Annotated in this window: 14 protein-coding genes and 1 pseudogene; 8 read left to right on the top strand and 7 right to left on the bottom strand. The window is 59.5% G+C overall.

Features of this window, described 5'->3' with window-relative positions; all coding sequences use genetic code 11:
- Positions 1–58: 58 nt before the first annotated feature.
- Positions 59–217, bottom strand: a pseudogene (locus TU81_RS30255) (NCS1 family nucleobase:cation symporter-1); the annotation flags it as partial.
- Positions 218–412: 195 nt separating this feature from the next.
- On the bottom strand, positions 413–1,153 hold the full coding sequence (locus TU81_RS08420; protein WP_008074131.1) for a phosphoadenylyl-sulfate reductase: 741 nt from the start codon (positions 1,151–1,153) through the stop codon (positions 413–415).
- Between the two features lie 174 nt (positions 1,154–1,327).
- Here TU81_RS08420 and thrH point away from each other — a divergent pair, with 174 nt between their 5' ends.
- The gene (gene thrH, locus TU81_RS08425; RefSeq protein WP_038979889.1) at positions 1,328–1,945 is read left to right on the top strand and encodes a bifunctional phosphoserine phosphatase/homoserine phosphotransferase ThrH; all 618 of its coding nucleotides are present in this window, start codon (positions 1,328–1,330) and stop codon (positions 1,943–1,945) included.
- Between the two features lie 87 nt (positions 1,946–2,032).
- On the opposite strand, the gene pabB is transcribed toward thrH, so the two are convergent.
- The 4 genes from pabB to rloA all read right to left on the bottom strand — a co-directional run bounded on the left by pabB (position 2,033) and on the right by rloA (position 6,677).
- Positions 2,033–3,370 (bottom strand): aminodeoxychorismate synthase component I, encoded by a 1,338-nt coding sequence (gene pabB / locus TU81_RS08430; protein ID WP_048394433.1) that lies wholly within the window; start codon positions 3,368–3,370, stop codon positions 2,033–2,035.
- Positions 3,371–3,613: 243 nt separating this feature from the next.
- On the bottom strand, positions 3,614–4,600 hold the full coding sequence (locus TU81_RS08435) for an alpha-L-glutamate ligase-like protein (RefSeq protein ID WP_038979893.1): 987 nt from the start codon (positions 4,598–4,600) through the stop codon (positions 3,614–3,616).
- Entirely contained in the window at positions 4,600–6,135 is a 1,536-nt protein-coding gene (rloB, locus tag TU81_RS08440) for an osmotic stress tolerance membrane protein RloB (RefSeq protein ID WP_038979895.1), read from the bottom strand. Before rloB ends, TU81_RS08435 begins: the two co-directional genes overlap by 1 nt.
- Positions 6,136–6,140: 5 nt before the next feature.
- Positions 6,141–6,677 (bottom strand): retropepsin-like aspartic peptidase RloA, encoded by a 537-nt coding sequence (gene rloA, locus TU81_RS08445; RefSeq protein ID WP_038979897.1) that lies wholly within the window; start codon positions 6,675–6,677, stop codon positions 6,141–6,143.
- 297 nt (positions 6,678–6,974) lie between these two features.
- Here rloA and TU81_RS08450 point away from each other — a divergent pair, with 297 nt between their 5' ends.
- The 6 genes from TU81_RS08450 (at position 6,975) to prpD (ending at position 15,613) form a co-directional block, all read left to right on the top strand.
- Complete coding sequence (locus TU81_RS08450; protein ID WP_007902102.1) at positions 6,975–7,697, top strand: GntR family transcriptional regulator; 723 nt, start codon at positions 6,975–6,977, stop codon at positions 7,695–7,697.
- Complete coding sequence (prpB, locus tag TU81_RS08455; protein WP_038979899.1) at positions 7,694–8,584, top strand: methylisocitrate lyase; 891 nt, start codon at positions 7,694–7,696, stop codon at positions 8,582–8,584. Before TU81_RS08450 ends, prpB begins: the two co-directional genes overlap by 4 nt.
- 189 nt (positions 8,585–8,773) lie before the next feature.
- Positions 8,774–9,901 (top strand): bifunctional 2-methylcitrate synthase/citrate synthase, encoded by a 1,128-nt coding sequence (gene prpC / locus TU81_RS08460; RefSeq protein WP_048394435.1) that lies wholly within the window; start codon positions 8,774–8,776, stop codon positions 9,899–9,901.
- A 181-nt stretch (positions 9,902–10,082) separates the two neighbouring features.
- A complete protein-coding gene (gene acnD, locus TU81_RS08465) occupies positions 10,083–12,680 on the top strand; it encodes a Fe/S-dependent 2-methylisocitrate dehydratase AcnD (RefSeq protein ID WP_048394437.1) in 2,598 nt (865 codons plus the stop codon).
- Between the two features lie 55 nt (positions 12,681–12,735).
- Entirely contained in the window at positions 12,736–13,938 is a 1,203-nt protein-coding gene (gene prpF, locus TU81_RS08470) for a 2-methylaconitate cis-trans isomerase PrpF (protein ID WP_048394439.1), read from the top strand.
- A gap of 190 nt (positions 13,939–14,128) precedes the next feature.
- Positions 14,129–15,613, top strand: coding sequence for a 2-methylcitrate dehydratase (gene prpD / locus TU81_RS08475; protein WP_048394441.1), 1,485 nt, complete (start codon positions 14,129–14,131; stop codon positions 15,611–15,613).
- Positions 15,614–15,888: 275 nt separating this feature from the next.
- Here prpD and ppsR read toward each other — a convergent pair whose 3' ends face one another.
- Positions 15,889–16,707 (bottom strand): posphoenolpyruvate synthetase regulatory kinase/phosphorylase PpsR, encoded by an 819-nt coding sequence (gene ppsR / locus TU81_RS08480; RefSeq protein WP_007902088.1) that lies wholly within the window; start codon positions 16,705–16,707, stop codon positions 15,889–15,891.
- A gap of 174 nt (positions 16,708–16,881) precedes the next feature.
- Here ppsR and ppsA point away from each other — a divergent pair, with 174 nt between their 5' ends.
- On the top strand, positions 16,882–19,257 hold the full coding sequence (ppsA, locus tag TU81_RS08485; protein WP_038979908.1) for a phosphoenolpyruvate synthase: 2,376 nt from the start codon (positions 16,882–16,884) through the stop codon (positions 19,255–19,257).
- Positions 19,258–19,281: the final 24 nt, after the last annotated feature.

Below are 19,281 nucleotides of genomic sequence, written 5' to 3' on the forward strand. Positions count from 1 at the left end.
GGAGGTCCTTTTATAGCGAAGTGGTTCTACGGCCCGACGTTGCCGGGCCGCCCGGGGATCAATGGCTGACGTTATCGACCGCGATGGCTTCACCGCTGACATCTGCGTAGTAAGGCTGCCGTTTGGCGATGATCAGGTAGAGCATCCCTGCAATCCCGGCGCCAATCAGCCAGGAGAACGGTGAAATGCTGTCGAAACCTGGCACCGGGGCCAGGACGGGCCGATTGAACAGCTATTTATTTCGACGAGGGGGGCTGGGAATGATCGAATGAGGGAGTCAAGACAGGAAAATGTAATTTTTTTGGGCGCAAAAATAAAAAGTGCACACAGATATCTGTGTGCACTTTTTTCTAAGATCAAAAGATCGCAGGCTTCGCCAGCTCCTACAGGAGCTGTTGCGGGATGAGATTTTTTAAGCTTTGGATTTGCTGATGATGTTCCCGGCATGCAGCCCGCATTCTTTCTGCGTGGCTTCTTCCCACCACCAACGACCTTCGCGCTCATGCTGGTTTGGCAACACCGGACGGGTGCAAGGCTCGCAGCCGATGCTGATGAAGCCGCGCTCATGCAGGCTGTTATACGGCAGCTCCAGCATGCGGATGTAGCCCCAGATCTCTTCGCTGGTCATTTGTGCCAGCGGGTTGAATTTGTACAGAGTGCGTTCAGGGGTGGAGAACGCAGTATCGATTTCCAGCACCGCGACCGCGCTGCGAGTACCCGGGCTCTGATCCCGACGCTGACCGGTGGCCCAGGCCGTCACACCCGAGAGCTTGCGACGTAGCGGCTCGATCTTGCGGATGCCGCAGCATTCGCCATGGCCGTCCTTGTAGAAACTGAACAGGCCCTTTTCCTTCACGAAAGGTTCGAGCTTGGTGTAGTCCGGCGATACCACTTCGATATCGATCTTGTAGTGCTCGCGCACCTGTTCGATAAAGCGGTAGGTCTCGGGGTGCAAGCGGCCGGTGTCGAGACTGAACACTTTGACGTTCTTGTTCAGCTTCCAGGCCATGTCCACCAGCACCACATCCTCGGCGCCGCTGAAAGATATCCACAGGTCATCGCCGAACTCGGCGAATGCGAGTTTCAGGATGTCCTGAGCGGATTTGTTGGCATAGGTCGTGGCGAGTTCCACAACATCGAACGATGGGCTCATCAGGGCGGCTTCCTACAGGTCGGTGGCGCTGGGCGCTCTATATGTGCCTGATGGTAACAAAATCCTGCGGCGGCTGGTGCGCCCTCTGCGTTGCACAGAGGAGGGCGAGTCGCTAGAGTTCGGCAGTCCTTTTGCTCGCTCGACTCAATAAACAGTACAAAATGGGAGTGTCTTGTGGAAATTGCCTGTCTGGATCTTGAAGGTGTGCTGGTCCCGGAAATCTGGATCGCCTTCGCCGAAAAAACCGGGATTGAATCCCTCAGGGCCACCACTCGGGACATTCCCGACTACGACGTGTTGATGAAGCAGCGGTTGCGGATTCTCGACGAGCACGGCCTGAAGCTTTCCGACATCCAGGAAGTGATCGCCACGCTCAAGCCTCTGGAAGGCGCCAGCGAATTCGTCGACTGGCTGCGTGAGCGCTTTCAGGTGGTGATTCTGTCGGACACCTTTTACGAATTCTCCCAGCCGCTGATGCGTCAACTGGGCTTCCCGACCTTGCTTTGCCATCGTCTGATTACCGACGATGCCGGTCGGGTCACGGGCTATCAGTTGCGTCAGAAAGATCCCAAGCGTCAGTCAGTGTTGGCGTTCAAGAGCCTCTACTACCGGGTGATCGCGGCGGGGGATTCGTACAACGACACGACGATGCTGGGCGAGGCCGATGCCGGGATCCTGTTCCATGCGCCGGACAATGTGATTCGTGAGTTTCCACAATTCCCGGCGGTGCACAGCTTTGCGGAGTTGAAGCAAGAGTTCATCAAGGCTTCGAATCGGGCGTTGAGTTTGTAGTCGTCTGCGAGGGCGCCTTCGCGGGCAAGCCTCGCTCCTACGGGTGATCACTGGTCCCTGTAGGAGCGAGGCTTGCCCGCGAAGCTTTTAAAGGCTTTGCAAAGTATCGAGCAACACCTTCACCTTGGTTATCGATTCCTGATATTCCGCCTGCCAGTCCGAATCCGCGACGATCCCGCCGCCACCCCAGCAGCACACCTGCCCATCCTTGACCAGCAAACTGCGAATGGCGATGGAGCTGTCCATCTCACCGCGCACGTCCAGGTACAGCAATGAACCGCAATACAACCCACGACGGGTCGGTTCCAGTTCGTCGATGATCTGCATCGCGCGAATCTTCGGCGCGCCGGTAATCGAACCGCCGGGGAAGCTGCCGGCGATCAAATCCAGCGCATCCTTGTCATCCGCCAGCTCGCCGGTAACGCTGCTCACCAAGTGATGCACGTTCGGATAGCTTTCCAGACTGAACAACTCCGGCACCCGCACCGAGCCGATGCGGCAGGTACGGCCGAGGTCGTTGCGCAGCAAATCGACGATCATCAGGTTTTCCGCGCGGTCCTTGGGGCTGGCCAGCAGTTCGGCGGCGTTCGCCGCATCTTCAACGGCAGTCAGGCCGCGGGGGCGGGTGCCTTTGATCGGGCGGGTTTCGACGTGGCGCTCGCTGACTTTGACGAAACGCTCCGGCGACAGGCTCAGCACGGCGTCGCCGTCGGGCAGGCTCTGGAAGCCGGAAAACGGCGTCGGGCACGCCGCCCGCAGCGCGCAGTACGCGGCCCATGGATCGCCCTGGCATTGTGCGCGAAAGCGCTGGGCGAAGTTGACCTGATAGCAGTCGCCGGCCTGGATGTACTTCTGAATGCGGTCGAAGGCTTGTCGATAGTCTTCGGCACTCAGGTCGGCACTCATCGGGCCGTCCAGTTTGAAAGGCTCGATCTTCTGAGGTGCAGGCTGAGTGAACAGTTCGATCAGCCGCTGTCGTTCACTGTCGATCAGCGTCGGGTGGAATACCAGTTGGCTGGTGGCCAAATGGTGATCGCTGATCAGGGCCCAGTCGTATAGCCCAAAACGTGCGTCGGGCAATTGCAGGTCGTCCTGTGCCTGACTCGGCAGGTTTTCCAGATGCCGGCCGAAGTCGTAGCTCAGATAACCGATCAGCCCGCCGGCGAAAGGCAGGTCGAAAGGAACAGTGGCTTCGCCGAGTCGCGTCAGAGTGTCGCGAAGGCGTTGCAGGAAATGGCTACCGCTTTCATCCGGTAACACGGCCAGTTGCTCCAGCGGCCAGGCGCTGAGCAGGTCGAAACGTCCGCGCTCGGCGCTTGGTCGGCCGCTGTCGAGCAGCACGGCACCGGGGGCATGACGAATCGCCGCGAAGTATTCGGCGGGGTTGGCGCGATAGGGCAGCGGGTGTACGGAACAGGTCAACATGGGCGGGGCAGATCAGCCATCGAGGCGGGGGAGCGATTGTAGTCCTCTGCAGGATTTGCTCCTAGAGGGATGTCGGGGATTGGAAGGTTGAAAGCGGCTGCGCAAGACCTGTGGCGAGGGGGCTTGCCCCCGTTCGGCTGCGCAGCAGTCGTAAAACCGGCTGGTGCGGGCTATCTGATGCACGGGAGAGAATGACTTGGGGTTGCTGCGCAACCCAACGGGGGCAAGCCCCCTCGCCACAGGTCAGCCCTCAACCGCAGGAATATGCCCAAACATTTCCTGAACGAACTCCACGCGTTCCTGCGCTGTTTCGATTATCCCGCGGGCCTGTAATTCTTCCAGCCGCGCTTCGACCGCGTGGGTACGTAACGTCAACCCGCAATCGTTGGCGATTTGAATGTTCAACCCGGGCCGGGCGTTGAGCTCAAGAATCAGCGGCCCTTTTTCCTGGTCGAGCACCATGTCGACACCGATGTAACCCAGCCCGCACAGTTCATAGCAGCCAGCAGCGAGCTTCATGAAACCGTCCCAGTAGGGCAGTTGCACGCCGTCCACTGCGTTGGTGGTGTCCGGGTGTTTGGTGATGATGTTGTTCAGCCAGGTGCCACGCAATGTCAGGCCTGTAGCCAGATCGACACCGACGCCGATTGCGCCCTGGTGCAGGTTGGCCTTGCCGCCGGACTGGCGGGTCGGCAGGCGCAACATGGCCATCACCGGATAGCCCATCAGCACGATGATGCGAATGTCCGGCACGCCTTCATAGCTGATGCTTTTGAAGATCTGGTCCGGGGTCACGCGGTATTCGATCAGCGCGCGGTCACGGTGACCGCCGAGCGAGTACAGGCCGGTGAGGATGCTGGAGATATGATGCTCGATTTCCTCATGGCTGATGATCTTGCCGGAGACCGTGCGATAGCGGCCCTCAAAGCGGTCGGCAATCACAATGATGCCGTCACCGCCGGCGCCCTGGGCCGGTTTGACCACGAAATCGGTACGCCCGCCAATGATCTCGCCGAGGTTGTCGATCTCCTTCTCGGTGGAGATCACGCCATACAGCTCCGGCACATGAATGCCGGCGGCGATGGCGCGCTCCTTGGTGATGATCTTGTCATCGACGATCGGGTACAGGCTGCGTTTGTTGTACTTGAGCACGTAGTCTGCGTTACGCCGATTGATCCCCATGATGCCCCGGGCCTCCAGGGCTTTCCAGGTCTTCCAGAGACCGAACATCAGGCGTCAGCCTTCTTCAGGAAAGCCTTGAAGCGCACCAGTTCGGTCAGGCGGTAACCACGATAGCGACCCATGGCCAGCATGAAGCCCACCAGAATCAGCAGAATCGCCGGGAAGGTGAACACGAAGTACACCAGCTCAGGCACGCTCATGATCAGGTGCGCCAAAGAGGCGGCGAACAGTGTGCCGATCGCCACTTTCATGGCATGACCGCCACCGCGCTCTTCCCAGGTGATCGACAGGCGTTCGATGGTCATGGTCAGAATCACCATTGGGAACAGCGCCACCGACAGCCCGCGTTCCAGGCCGAGTTTGTGGCTGAACAGGCTGATCGCCGCGATCAGCACCACCACGAAGGTCAGCACCACCGACAGCCTCGGCAGCATTTGCAGTTTCAAATGTTCAAGGTAGGAGCGCAGCGACAGCCCCAGCGTCGTGATGATCGTAAATAGCACGATGCCGAAACCGAGCTGGGTTTCCCGGAAGGCGAGGGCGATCAGCACCGGGGTAAAGGTGCCGAGTGTCTGAATGCCGATCAAGTTGCGCAGGATCAGGATCACCAGCACGCCGATCGGGATCATCACCATGATCATGAAAGTCTGCTGGGTTTGCAGCGGCAGGCCGTACAACGAGTAGTCGAGGAAGTTGGCGTCGGAGTTTTCGTCGGTCAGCTTGGCCAGGCGAATGGCGTTCATTTCGCTGTTGTTCAGGCTGAAGGTGACGTTGGCTTTTTTGCCGCCATCGACGGTGATCAGGTTTTCGTCGCCGGTCCACCACAGCAAGCGGTCGGTAGGCAGGCCCTGTTCGCCGGTTTCCGGGTTGAAGTACAGCCAGTCGGTGCCGTTGAAGCTGCGCAACCAGAGTTCAGGCATTTGTGGCTGATCGGCCACCAGGCGGATGGTGTGGACCTTTTCCACCGGCACATGGGCGATGGACAGTACCAGCTCGACGATTTTGGCTTTGTTCACGGTGGACGGATCGCCGGCCAGCAGCAATTTCACGTTGTCGTCGTTGAGGTTGTTGACACGCTTGATGGCTTCGCCGATGAAGGTTTCGACGTCGGCCGAGTGTTGGCGGATCGGTGCGAGCAGGGCGTCGGCGGCGATTTTTTCCGGGCCTTCGACGGCGATGCTGTCGCGGAAGGTCGGGCCTTTGACCTTGGATTTTTCGCCGCTGTAGCGCTTGGTCAGCACCAGTCGGTAATAAAGGGTCTGGTTGCCCTTGGCCCGGCGCGCCGACCAGGTGACCTTGCGGTTGCCGTCGACACGGTTCACCGCCACGCCGTAATTATTGGAAATGAAACTCTCATTGAGGCTCACGTAGTCGCGGCTCAGCGGCGGCACGAACATCTGGATCTTGATCGGGTCTTTGGCATTGGCGACGAACTCGACCTTGGCGTCGATGTTCCACAAGTCGTCGGTAGCGTCTTCGGTCACCGGAATTCCGAGCACGAAAATCTGATAGGCCGTAACTGAAATGCCCAGCACCACCAGGATGGCGATCAGCAGTTTCAGATGGAGGGTAAGAGAGCGCATTGGAATTACTCTGCGGTATGTGCGTCGGTGGCGCAGGCGGGTTTGCCAGCAGCGTATTTAAGACTGGGGTCGACCAGCGCATCGAAACGTTTGAGCGCTTCGGAGCCGATCAAGAGCGGGTATTGGAAGGCACTGCGGTCGGTCAAGTTCACTTCGATGCTGCGTAAAGCCGAACCCATGCAGATATCCAGCTCAATGACCGGACGGGCGGTGTACTTCTTGCCTTCTTCCGGGTCGTAGTCACCGGCCCGGCGCTTGATCTTGCTGACACGGGCCAGCGGTCGTTCGATCGGGTGCGAATGCGCGGCGTCGATAGCCAGATAGAAGCGCACCCAGGATTCGCCATTGCGTTTGAAACGTTTGATGTCGCGGGCACTCAACGAAGCGGTTTTCGCCCCGGTGTCGAGTTTGGCGGCGACTTCCAGATTGATGCCATCCAGCGAAGCGTACTCATTGAGGCCGTACACAGTCTTCTCCCCTGCCGCGGCGAAACCTGGCAGGCCAAGAAGACAAAGGAATGTGGTGAAGGGCTTGAGTCTCATAAATCCTGGTGCGCAGCGGTCCGTTCTTCAATTCAAGGCCCTGGCATTGCTGCACAAGCTCCCTCGTATGCCTATCCGCTTTTTATGACAGGCAATGCAGATGACAAGCAAATGCGGGCGGCATTCTAGCACGGTGGGTTTATGGCGCCAGCGTTGGCCGACGGCTATAACTGAGGGGTCGCTTCCTTATGGTGCAACGTGGTTATTAGACGATTGTCGACAATATCGATTTATCCTTTGACGTAAGCGGCCATATTCGCTAGTTTTTGCGGCATTGGTTTCCAAGGTGTCGACAATATGCTGGATCAACTCGATCCCCCGGTCACAGTTCAGGACGACTCGGAAACACTTTCCGAAAACGTCTTCCGACGCATTCAGGCGGCCATCGTCAAAGGCGAGATTGCCCCGGGCAGCAAGATCTCCGAGCCAGAGTTGGCGCGCACCTACGGCATCAGCCGCGGGCCGTTGCGTGAGGCCATTCACCGTCTGGAAGGCCAGCGCCTGCTGGTTCGCGTGCCGCACGTCGGGGCGCGGGTGGTGTCGCTGAGCCACGCCGAATTGCTGGAACTCTATGAAATTCGCGAATCCCTGGAAGGCATGGCCTGCCGTCTGGCGGCTGAACGCATGACGGTCGAAGAAATCGACGAACTGCGTCGGGTGCTGGAAACCCATGAGCGCGATGCGGCGTTTCAGGCAGGCGTCGGTTACTACCAACAGGAAGGCGATTTCGACTTTCATTACCGGATCATCCAGGGCAGCGGCAACCGCACCCTGACCCAGATGCTGTGCGGTGAGCTCTATCAGCTGGTGCGCATGTACCGCATCCAGTTTTCCACCACGCCCAATCGGCCGCGCCAGGCGTTTGCCGAACACCACCGAATTCTCGATGCCATCGCCGACCGTGACGGTGAATTGGCCGAGTTGTTGATGCGCCGTCACATCGGCGCCTCCAAACGCAATATCGCCCGTCACTACCAGGACGGCGCTAACCCGACAGCCACTGAACGAGGTGAGTCATGAGTTCCAACAAGAGCACTCCAGGCCAGCGTTTCCGCGATGCGGTCGCCAGCGAACATCCGCTGCAAGTGGTCGGCACGATTAACGCCAACCACGCACTGCTGGCCAAGCGCGCCGGTTTCAAGGCTATTTACCTGTCGGGTGGCGGGGTGGCTGCCGGCTCCCTCGGCGTACCGGACCTGGGGATTACCGGTCTGGATGACGTGCTGACCGACGTGCGTCGCATCACTGATGTCTGCGACTTGCCCCTGTTGGTGGACGTGGACACCGGTTTCGGTTCCTCGGCGTTCAACGTCGCCCGTACCGTGAAGTCGATGATCAAGTTCGGCGCGGCGGCGATTCACATCGAAGACCAGGTCGGTGCCAAGCGCTGCGGTCATCGTCCTAATAAAGAAATCGTCTCGCTGCAGGAAATGGTCGACCGCATCAAAGCGGCTGTCGATGCCCGCACCGATGACAGCTTCGTGATCATGGCCCGCACCGACGCCCTGGCGGTGGAAGGTCTTGAATCTGCGCTGGAGCGCGCGGCCGCATGCATTGAGGCCGGCGCCGACATGGTGTTCCCGGAAGCGATCACCGAGCTTGAGATGTACAAGCTGTTCGCCAGCCGCGTGAAAGCGCCGATCCTGGCCAACATCACCGAGTTCGGCGCGACGCCGCTGTACACCACCGAGCAGCTCGCCGCTGCCGACGTGTCGCTGGTGCTGTACCCGCTGTCGGCGTTCCGCGCGATGAACAAAGCCGCGGAAAACGTCTACACCGCGATCCGCCGCGACGGCACGCAACAGAACGTCATCGACACCATGCAGACGCGCATGGAGCTTTACGATCGCATCGACTACCACACCTTCGAGCAGAAGCTTGATGCGTTGTTTGCTGCGAAGAAATAAAGATCAAGAGATCGCAGCCTCGCTGCGCTCGACAGCTCCTACAGGGTTGTTGTCGAACGTAGTCAATGTAGGCGCTGTGTAGGAGCTGTCGAGTGAAACGAGGCTGCGATCTTTTCGGCATCACAAAAGAACCTGATGAAACAAAAATTTGCCGATTCCCTAACAAATTCAAGAAAACTGGAGACAGCAATGGCCGAAGCAAAAGTACTCAGTGGCGCCGGGCTCCGTGGCCAGGTTGCCGGGCAAACCGCACTGTCCACCGTGGGCCAGTCGGGCGCAGGCCTGACCTATCGCGGCTACGACGTTCGCGAACTGGCGGCTGACGCACAATTCGAAGAAGTGGCTTACTTGCTGCTATACGGCGAGCTGCCAACCAAAGCGCAACTCGCTGCCTACACCGAAAAGCTGAGCAAGCTGCGTGACCTGCCGCAAGCGCTGAAAGAAGTGCTGGAACGCATCCCCGCCGACGCCCATCCGATGGACGTGATGCGCACCGGTTGTTCGTTTCTGGGCAACATCGAGCCGGAGCAAGACTTCTCCGAGCAGCACGACAAAACCGACCGCCTGCTGGCCGCGTTCCCGGCGATCATGTGCTACTGGTATCGCTTCAGCCACGACGGCAAACGCATCAATTGCGTGACCGATGAAGCCTGCATCGGCGGCCATTTCCTGCACCTGTTGCACGACAAAAAACCGAGCGAGTTGCACGTCAAGGTGATGAACGTTTCGCTGATCCTCTACGCGGAACACGAGTTCAACGCCTCGACCTTCACCGCCCGGGTGTGTGCCTCGACCCTGTCGGATCTGTATTCCTGCATCACGGCGGCCATTGGCTCGCTGCGCGGTCCGCTGCACGGTGGCGCCAACGAAGCAGCGATGGAAATGATCGAGCGCTTCTCGTCGCCTGAAGAGGCGGTCGAGGGCACCCTCGGCATGCTGGCGCGCAAGGACAAGATCATGGGCTTCGGCCACGCGATCTATAAGGACAACGATCCGCGCAACGAGGTGATCAAGGCCTGGTCGAAAAAACTCGCTGACGAAGTGGGCGACACGGTGCTGTTCCCGGTGTCCGAAGCCATCGACAAGACCATGTGGGAACAGAAGAAACTGTTCCCGAACGCCGACTTCTACCATGCGTCGACGTACCACTTCATGGGCATTCCGACCAAGTTGTTCACGCCGATCTTCGTCTGCTCGCGCCTGACCGGCTGGGCGGCGCATGTGTTCGAACAACGTGCCAACAACCGCATCATCCGCCCGAGCGCCGAATACGTCGGCGTCGAACAGCGCAAGTTCGTGCCAATCGAACAACGCTGAATGGGGGAGGCGCATTGGCTGAGTGAACCGAGCCCCCTGTAGGAGCGAAGCTTGCTCGCGAAGACGGATTGACATTCAACATCAGTGTCGGCTGACAGACCGCTTTCGCGAGCAAGCTTCGCTCCTACAGGAGCTGCGCCAGGCGCCCACCCTTTGAAACCACCGTGACCGAGTCCTGACGATGAACACTGAATTCCGCAAACCGCTGCCCGGCAGCCATCTGGATTATTTCGACGTCCGCGCGGCGGTCGATGCCATTGCGCCCGGCGCCTACGACACCCTGCCGTACACCTCCCGCGTGCTGGCGGAAAACCTCGTGCGTCGCTGCGACCCGGCCACGCTCACCGTATCCCTGAAGCAATTCATCGAGCGCAAACGCGATCTCGATTTCCCATGGTTCCCGGCCCGCGTGGTGTGCCACGACATTCTCGGCCAGACCGCGCTGGTTGATCTCGCCGGCCTGCGCGATGCCATTGCCCTGCAAGGCGGTGACCCGGCGCAAGTGAACCCGGTGGTGCCGACTCAGTTGATCGTCGACCACTCCCTGGCCGTTGAACGCGGTGGCTTCGATCCCGAGGCGTTCGAGAAAAACCGCGCCATTGAAGACCGTCGTAACGAAGACCGTTTCCACTTCATCAACTGGACCAAAAAAGCCTTCAAGAACGTCGACGTGATCCCGCCGGGCAACGGGATCATGCACCAGATCAACCTGGAGAAAATGTCGCCGGTGATTCAGGTCCGCGACGGCGTGGCCTTCCCCGATACCTGCGTCGGCACCGACAGTCACACCCCGCACGTTGATGCGCTGGGCGTGATCGCCATTGGTGTTGGTGGTCTGGAAGCGGAAAGCGTCATGCTTGGTCGCGCATCGTGGATGCGTTTGCCGGAAAGCGTCGGTGTCGAACTCACTGGCAAGCTGCAACCGGGCATCACCGCCACCGACATGGTGCTGGCGCTGACCGAATACCTGCGCAAACAAAAAGTCGTCGGCGCGTGGCTGGAGTTCTTCGGTGAAGGGGCTTCGGCGCTGACCTTGGGCGACCGTGCGACCATTTCCAACATGGCCCCGGAATACGGCGCCACGGCGGCAATGTTCTACATCGACCAACAGACTATCGACTACCTGAAACTCACCGGCCGTGAAGATGAGCAAGTGCAGTTGGTCGAGAATTACGCCAAGCAGACCGGTCTCTGGGCCGACAGCCTGAAAGGCGCGCAATATGAGCGCGGGTTGAGCTTCGACCTGTCCTCGGTGGTGCGCAACATGGCCGGCCCGAGCAACCCGCACGCCCGTGTCGCCACGTCCGATCTCGCGGCGCAAGGCATCTCCGGCCAGTGGGACGACGTGCCGGGCCAGATGCCGGACGGCGCGGTGATCATCGCCGCCATCACCAGTTGCACCAACACCAGCAACCCACGCAACGTGATTGCCGCTGGCCTGCTGGCGCGCAACGCCAACAAGCTCGGGCTGAGCCGCAAGCCGTGGGTCAAATCCTCGCTGGCGCCGGGTTCGAAAACCGTGGCGCTGTATCTGGATGAAGCCGGGCTGACCAAAGAACTGGAACAACTCGGCTTCGGCGTCGTGGCCTTCGCCTGCACCACGTGCAACGGTATGTCCGGCGCATTGGACCCGGTGATCCAGCAAGAGATCATCGACCGCGATCTGTACGCCACCGCAGTGCTCTCCGGCAACCGCAACTTCGACGGGCGGATTCACCCGTACGCCAAAAACGCGTTCCTGGCTTCGCCGCCATTGGTGGTGGCTTACGCCATCGCCGGGACCATCCGTTTCGACATCGAAAAAGATGTGCTGGGCCTGGACACGAACGGCAAGGAAATCCGCCTGAAAGACATCTGGCCGAGCGACGAAGAAATCGACGCGGTGGTCAAGGCTTCGGTGAAACCGGAGCAGTTCCGCCAGGTGTACATCCCGATGTTCGCCATCCACGAAGACACCGGTCCAAAGGTCACGCCGCTGTATGACTGGCGCGAAATGAGCACCTACATCCGTCGTCCGCCGTATTGGGAAGGCGCGCTGGCCGGCGCTCGTCCGCTCAAGGGCATGCGTCCGCTGGCGGTGCTGCCGGACAACATCACCACCGATCACCTGTCGCCATCGAATGCAATCATGCTCGACAGCGCCGCCGGCGAATACCTGGCGAAAATGGGCCTGCCGGAAGAAGACTTCAACTCCTACGCGACTCATAGGGGTGACCATCTCACCGCACAGCGCGCGACGTTCGCCAACCCGAAACTGTTCAACGAAATGGTTCAGGAAAACGGCAAGGTCAAGCAGGGTTCCCTGGCGCGAGTCGAGCCGGAAGGCCAGGTCATGCGCATGTGGGAAGCCATCGAAACCTACATGGAACGCAAGCAGCCGCTGATCATCATCGCAGGCCAAGACTACGGTCAGGGTTCGTCCCGGGACTGGGCGGCCAAAGGTGTGCGTCTGGCGGGTGTGGAAGCGATCGCCGCTGAAGGTTTCGAGCGCATCCACCGCACCAACCTGGTGGGCATGGGCGTGTTACCGCTGGAGTTCAAACCGGGCACCGACCGTCACACCCTGGCCATCGACGGCAGCGAAACCTTTGATGTGATCGGCGACCGCACCCCGCGTGCGACGCTGACGCTGGTGATCAATCGCAAGAACGGCGAACGCGTCGAAGTGCCGGTGACCTGCCGCCTCGACACCGCTGAAGAAGTGTCGATCTATGAGGCTGGCGGCGTGTTGCAGCGTTTCGCTCAGGACTTCCTCGAAGAATCGGCGGTTGCCGTTTAACACACGCTATGCGGACACGGGATTTCAGGCTCGTGTCCGTCTATAAGGAGCACCAATGGCTCACGCACCTCAAATCGCCCCTCAAATTAGAATCGCCGCCACCTACATGCGCGGCGGCACCAGCAAAGGCGTGTTCTTCAGCCTGAAAGACCTGCCCGAAGCGGCACAGATTCCCGGCCCGGCTCGCGATGCGTTATTGCTGCGAGTGATCGGCAGCCCCGACCCTTACGACAAGCAAATCGACGGCATGGGCGGTGCGACGTCCAGCACCAGCAAAACCGTGATCCTGTCGAAAAGCCTCAAGGCCGACCATGACGTCGATTACCTGTTCGGTCAGGTCTCCATCGACAAGCCTTTCGTCGACTGGAGCGGCAACTGCGGCAACCTGTCGGCGGCGGTCGGTTCGTTCGCTGTCAGCAATGGCCTGGTGGATGCCAGCCGCATTCCATTTAACGGTGTGGCGGTGGTGCGCGTATGGCAGGCCAACATCGGCAAGACCATCATCGCCCATGTGCCGATCACCAACGGTGAGGTCCAGGAAACCGGCTATTTCGAACTCGACGGCGTGACCTTTCCGGCGGCCGAAGTGCAGCTCGAATTCATGGAGCCGGCGGCGGAAGAAGAGGGTGGCGGTGGTTCGATGTTCCCCACCGGCAATCTGGTGGATGACCTCGAAGTGCCGGGCGTCGGTACGCTCAAGGCGACCCTGATCAATGCCGGGATTCCGACCATTTTCATCAATGCCGAAGACATCGGCTACACCGGCACCGAATTGCAGGGTGCCATCAATGGCGACCTGAAGGCCCTGGCGATGTTCGAAACCATCCGCGCTTACGGCGCGCTGCGTATGGGGTTGATTCAGCACCTGGACGAAGCGGCCAAGCGTCAGCACACGCCGAAGGTGGCGTTCGTCGCCAAACCGGCGGATTACATTGCGTCCAGTGGCAAGGCGATCGCCGCTACCGACATTGACTTGCTGGTGCGCGCGCTGTCCATGGGCAAACTGCACCACGCGATGATGGGCACGGCAGCGGTGGCCATTGGCACGGCGGCGGCGATTTCCGGCACGTTGGTCAATCTGGCGGCGGGCGGCATCGAACGCAACGCCGTGCGCTTCGGCCATCCCTCCGGCACCTTGCGCGTGGGCGCCGAGGCCAGCAAGGTCAACGGTGAATGGACCGTGAACAAAGCCATCATGAGCCGCAGTGCGCGAGTGTTGATGGAAGGTTACGTTCGCGTGCCGGGGGATTCTTTCTAAACACATCCCCCTGTAGGAGCTGCCGAAGGCTGCGATCTTTTGATCTTGCCTTTTAAAAGCAAAATCAAAAGATCGCAGCCTTCGGCAGCTCCTACATTTAATCCCGTTCCTACAATAAGAAAGCAGTGCAGCCAGAGATTGATCCTGAACCGAGGTCCCATCAGCGAACCACTGACCGAGTGAATCGAACATGAGCGCCAACGTCGACCTGAACAACCGCCCCGACTACGACACGGTCCTGCAGGACATCGCCGACTACGTCCTCAATTTCAAAATCGAATCTACCGAGGCGCTGGACACCGCCCGCAATTGCCTGATGGACACCCTCGGCTGCGGTCTGCTGGCCCTGCGTTTTCCCGAATGCACCAAACACCTGGGGCCCATCGTCGAAGGCACTGTCGTTCCTTTCGGTGCTCGCGTGCCGGGGACCAGTTACCGTCTCGATCCGGTCAAAGCCGCTTGGGATATCGGTTGCATCGTCCGCTGGCTCGATTACAACGACACCTGGCTCGCCGCCGAATGGGGTCATCCGTCCGATAACCTCGGCGCCATTCTCGCGGTGGCCGACCACCTGTCGCAAAAGCGCCTGGCCAATGGCAATTCCCCGCTGACCATTCGTGTGGTGTTGGAAGCCATGATCATGGCCCATGAGATTCAAGGCGTGATTGCGCTGGAAAACTCTTTCAATCGCGTCGGCATCGATCACGTCATCCTGGTGAAAGTCGCCTCGACCGCCGTCACCGCCAAGCTCATGGGCGCCAATCGCGAGCAACTGCTGTCGGCGTTGTCCCATGCCTTTGCCGACGGCCAGGCCCTGCGCACTTACCGGCATGCACCCAATGCCGGGTCGCGTAAATCCTGGGCGGCAGGGGATGCATCCAGTCGTGGCGTGCGTCTGGCGGACATTGCGATGCGCGGGGAGATGGGCATTCCCGGTGTACTGACCGCCAAACAATGGGGGTTCTACGACGTGTTGTTCAGCCACACCAACAACGATCTGGCGCTTAAGCCTGAAGACAAACGAGCCTTCAGATTCTCTCGGGTGTTCGGCAGCTACGTGATGGAAAACGTGCTGTTCAAGATCAGCTTTCCCGCCGAGTTTCACGCGCAAACTGCCTGCGAGGCTGCCGTCACCCTGCATCCATTGGTCAGGAACCGCCTGCACGAAATCGACAAGATCGTCATCACCACCCACGAATCGGCGATCCGCATCATCTCCAAGGTCGGCCCGCTGGCCAACGCTGCGGACCGCGACCACTGCATCCAGTACATGACCGCCGTGCCCCTGGTGTTCGGTAATCTGGTGGCCGAGCAGTACGAAGACGACTTCCACGCCGTGCATCCGATTATCGATGTGCTGCGCGACAAAATGGTCATCGTCGAAGACCCGCGCTTCACCCGCGAATACCTGGAGCCGGATAAACGCTCCATCGCCAATGCGCTGCAGGTGTTCTTCAAGGACGGCTCCAGCACCGAGAACGTGGTGGTGGAGTACCCGATCGGCCATCGCCGTCGCCGCACCGATGGCATTCCGCTGCTGGAAGAGAAGTTCAAGGCCAACCTGGCGACGCGATTTACGGCGCAGCGGAGTGCCGAGATCTTTGCGTTGTGCAAGGATCAGGTTGCGCTTGAAGCGACGGCGGTGAACCGGTTTGTGGATTTGTTTGTGATCTAGTTACACCGCGTCATCGTTCAATCGCGGGCAAGCCCTAATGCCAGTCAGTTAAGCGAGTAAGCCGCTTTTTTGTAGGAGCCAGGCTTGCCGGCGAAGGCGTTCTTAAGGACGCCTTCGCCGGCAAGCCTGGCTCCTACAGGTCCGATTTTCCCTTAACTGACTGGCATTAGGGCAAGCCCGCTCCCACAGGTTCTCCAATGTTTGGATTTTGCATTCAACACAGATCCCTGTGGGAGCGGGCTTGCCCGCGATGGCGGTGGAGCAGACGCCGGAAATTACTTGAACCGTCGCTCCACGCCTTTCTCTACTAAAATCTTCGCAGAGATCTCTTCCACGGAGAAGTGCGTGGAATTGATGTGGGCAATGTTCTCGCGGCGAAACAGATTCTCCACCTCGCGCACTTCGAATTCGCACTGCGCGTAGCTCGAATAGCGGCTGTTGGGCTTGCGCTCATTGCGGATGGCTGTAAGCCGGTCCGGGTCGATGGTCAGGCCGAACAGCTTGTGATGATGGGCGCGAAGCGCGGTTGGCAATTGCAGGCGCTCCATGTCGTCTTCGGTCAGCGGGTAATTGGCCGCACGGATGCCGAACTGCATGGCCATGTACAGACACGTCGGCGTCTTACCACAACGCGACACGCCCACTAGGATCAGATCGGCCTTGTCGTAATAATGCGTGCGGGCGCCGTCGTCATTGTCGAGAGCGAAGTTCACCGCCTCGATGCGCTCCATGTAATTGGAGTTGCCACCGATGGAGTGGGATTTGCCGACGGTGTAGGAAGAATGCTCGGTCAGTTCCTGTTCCAGCGGGGCCAGGAAGGTCGAGAAAATGTCGATCATGAAACCATTCGAGGTTGCGAGGATCTCACGAATGTCCTGATTGACAATGGTGTCGAAAATAATCGGACGAAAACCATCGTTTTCGGCGGCTTTGTTGATTTGTTGTACCATGGCCCGCGCTTTATCCGCGTTGTCGATGTAGGGCCGCGTGATTTTGCTGAAGGTAATGTTTTCGAACTGCGCCAACAGGCTTTGACCGAGCGTTTCGGCCGTAATGCCGGTGCCATCGGAGATAAAGAAAGCAGATCGTTTCATTTGCACCTTGGGCCTTAAGCTAGTGACGATTCTTGGATATAGTAGGCGCGATTTGCCGGCCACCCATGGTCCGCATTCTCACTTATTTTCCAGGTCCAGGCCATACAGCCGGCAAATGCTCCCCCGAGTCGCCGGCTTCTGAGCTTTTCCAACACAGTTAGTGGAGAGATCACCTTGGTAGAGTACGTAGTTTCCCTCGATAAGCTCGGCGTCCATGATGTAGAGCATGTGGGGGGCAAGAACGCATCCCTGGGCGAGATGATCAGTAACCTTGCAGGTGCCGGTGTATCGGTGCCCGGTGGCTTCGCCACGACAGCTCAGGCTTATCGTGATTTCCTGGAACTGAGCGGCCTGAACGATCAGATCCACGCCGCCCTCGACGCGCTGGATGTCGACGATGTCAACGCCCTGGCCAAAACCGGCGCCCAGATCCGTCAATGGATCATGGAAGCCGAATTCCCCGAGAAGCTCAACGCCGAGATCCGCACCGCGTTCGCCACGCTGTCGGCCGGCAACCCTGACATGGCCGTGGCCGTGCGCTCTTCCGCTACCGCCGAAGACTTGCCGGACGCTTCCTTCGCCGGCCAGCAGGAAACCTTCCTGAACATCCGTGGTGTCGAAAACGTTATTCGCGCCGCCAAAGAGGTGTTCGCTTCCCTGTTCAACGACCGTGCGATTTCCTACCGCGTCCACCAGGGCTTCGACCACAAGCTGGTTGCCCTGTCGGCCGGCGTGCAGCGCATGGTCCGCTCCGAAACCGGCACCGCCGGCGTGATGTTCACCCTCGATACCGAATCGGGCTTCCGTGACGTGGTGTTCATCACCGGCGCTTACGGCCTGGGTGAAACCGTCGTACAAGGCGCGGTGAACCCGGATGAATTCTATGTCCACAAAGGCACGCTGGAAGCCGGTCGTCCGGCCATCCTGCGTCGCAATCTGGGCAGCAAAGCCATCAAGATGATCTACGGCGAAGTGGCCACGGCCGGTAAATCGGTCAAGACCATCGACGTGGACAAGGCCGATCGCGCACGTTTCTGCCTGAGCGACGCCGAAGTCAGCGAGTTGGCCAAACAAGCGATGATCATCGAAAAGCACTACAAGTGCCCGATGGACATCGAATGGGCCAAAGACGGCGACGACGGCAAGCTCTACATCGTGCAGGCCCGTCCTGAAACCGTGAAGAGCCGCACTTCGGCCAACGTCATGGAACGTTACCTGTTGAAAGAAACCGGCACCGTGCTGGTGGAAGGTCGCGCCATCGGCCAGCGCATCGGCGCCGGCAAGGTGCGGATCATCAAAGACGTGTCCGAGATGGACAAAGTCCAGCCGGGCGACGTTCTGGTTTCCGACATGACCGACCCGGACTGGGAACCGGTCATGAAGCGCGCCAGCGCCATCGTCACCAATCGTGGCGGCCGTACCTGCCACGCGGCGATCATCGCTCGCGAGCTGGGTATCCCGGCCGTGGTCGGTTGCGGCAACGCCACTCAGCTGTTGAAAGACGGCCAGGGTGTGACCGTTTCTTGCGCTGAAGGCGACACCGGTTACATCTTCGAAGGCGAACTGGGCTTCGACATCAAGAAAAACTCCGTGGATGCCATGCCGGATCTGCCGTTCAAGATCATGATGAACGTCGGCAACCCGGACCGCGCCTTCGACTTCGCGCAGCTGCCGAACGCCGGTGTGGGCCTGGCCCGTCTGGAATTCATCATCAACCGCATGATCGGCGTGCACCCCAAAGCGCTGTTGAACTACGACGGCCTTCCGCAAGAAATCAAGGACAGCGTCGACAAGCGCATCGCCGGTTACAACGACCCGGTCGGCTTCTATGTCGAGAAACTGGTCGAGGGCATCAGTACCCTGGCAGCAGCGTTCTGGCCAAAAAAGGTCATCGTGCGTCTGTCGGACTTCAAGTCCAACGAATACGCGAACCTGATCGGCGGCAAACTCTACGAGCCGGAAGAAGAGAACCCGATGCTGGGCTTCCGTGGCGCTTCGCGTTACATCAGCGAATCGTTCCGCGACTGCTTCGAGCTCGAGTGCCGCGCCCTCAAGCGCGTGCGCAACGAGATGGGCCTGACCAACGTCGAAATCATGGTGCCGTTCGTTCGCACCCTGGGCGAAGCGAGCCAGGTGGTCGATCTGCTGGCCGAAAACGGTCTGGCCCGTGGCGAAAACGGTCTGCGCGTGATCATGATGTGCGAACTGCCGTCCAACGCGATCCTGGCTGAAGAGTTCCTCGAGTTCTTCGACGGCTTCTCCATCGGCTCCAACGACCTGACTCAGCTGACACTGGGCCTGGACCGTGACTCCGGAATCATCGCGCACCTGTTCGACGAGCGTAATCCTGCGGTCAAGAAGCTGCTGGCCAATGCTATTCAGGCCTGCAACAAGGCTGGCAAATACATCGGCATCTGCGGTCAGGGGCCTTCGGACCACCCGGATCTGGCCAAGTGGCTGATGGAGCAGGGCATTGAAAGCGTTTCGCTGAACCCCGATTCCGTACTGGAAACCTGGTTCTTCCTGGCTGAAGGTCAGGCTTCGGTCTGATTCGTGAATGAAGCCTCGGTCCAG

The organism is Pseudomonas lini (assembly GCF_001042905.1).
Classification (GTDB): Bacteria; Pseudomonadota; Gammaproteobacteria; order Pseudomonadales; family Pseudomonadaceae; genus Aquipseudomonas; species Aquipseudomonas lini.

What these genes read in the sequence shown, in the direction of transcription:
- TU81_RS08420 (WP_008074131.1), bottom strand. Translation starts at nt 1,153, where the DNA reads ATGAGCCCATCGTTCGATGTTGTGGAACTCGCCACGACCTATGCCAAC.
- pabB (WP_048394433.1), bottom strand. Translation starts at nt 3,370, where the DNA reads ATGTTGACCTGTTCCGTACACCCGCTGCCCTATCGCGCCAACCCCGCC.
- TU81_RS08435 (WP_038979893.1), bottom strand. Translation starts at nt 4,600, where the DNA reads ATGTTCGGTCTCTGGAAGACCTGGAAAGCCCTGGAGGCCCGGGGCATC.
- rloB (WP_038979895.1), bottom strand. Translation starts at nt 6,135, where the DNA reads ATGCGCTCTCTTACCCTCCATCTGAAACTGCTGATCGCCATCCTGGTG.
- rloA (WP_038979897.1), bottom strand. Translation starts at nt 6,677, where the DNA reads ATGAGACTCAAGCCCTTCACCACATTCCTTTGTCTTCTTGGCCTGCCA.
- TU81_RS08450 (WP_007902102.1), top strand. Translation starts at nt 6,975, where the DNA reads ATGCTGGATCAACTCGATCCCCCGGTCACAGTTCAGGACGACTCGGAA.
- prpB (WP_038979899.1), top strand. Translation starts at nt 7,694, where the DNA reads ATGAGTTCCAACAAGAGCACTCCAGGCCAGCGTTTCCGCGATGCGGTC.
- prpC (WP_048394435.1), top strand. Translation starts at nt 8,774, where the DNA reads ATGGCCGAAGCAAAAGTACTCAGTGGCGCCGGGCTCCGTGGCCAGGTT.
- acnD (WP_048394437.1), top strand. Translation starts at nt 10,083, where the DNA reads ATGAACACTGAATTCCGCAAACCGCTGCCCGGCAGCCATCTGGATTAT.
- prpF (WP_048394439.1), top strand. Translation starts at nt 12,736, where the DNA reads ATGGCTCACGCACCTCAAATCGCCCCTCAAATTAGAATCGCCGCCACC.
- prpD (WP_048394441.1), top strand. Translation starts at nt 14,129, where the DNA reads ATGAGCGCCAACGTCGACCTGAACAACCGCCCCGACTACGACACGGTC.
- ppsR (WP_007902088.1), bottom strand. Translation starts at nt 16,707, where the DNA reads ATGAAACGATCTGCTTTCTTTATCTCCGATGGCACCGGCATTACGGCC.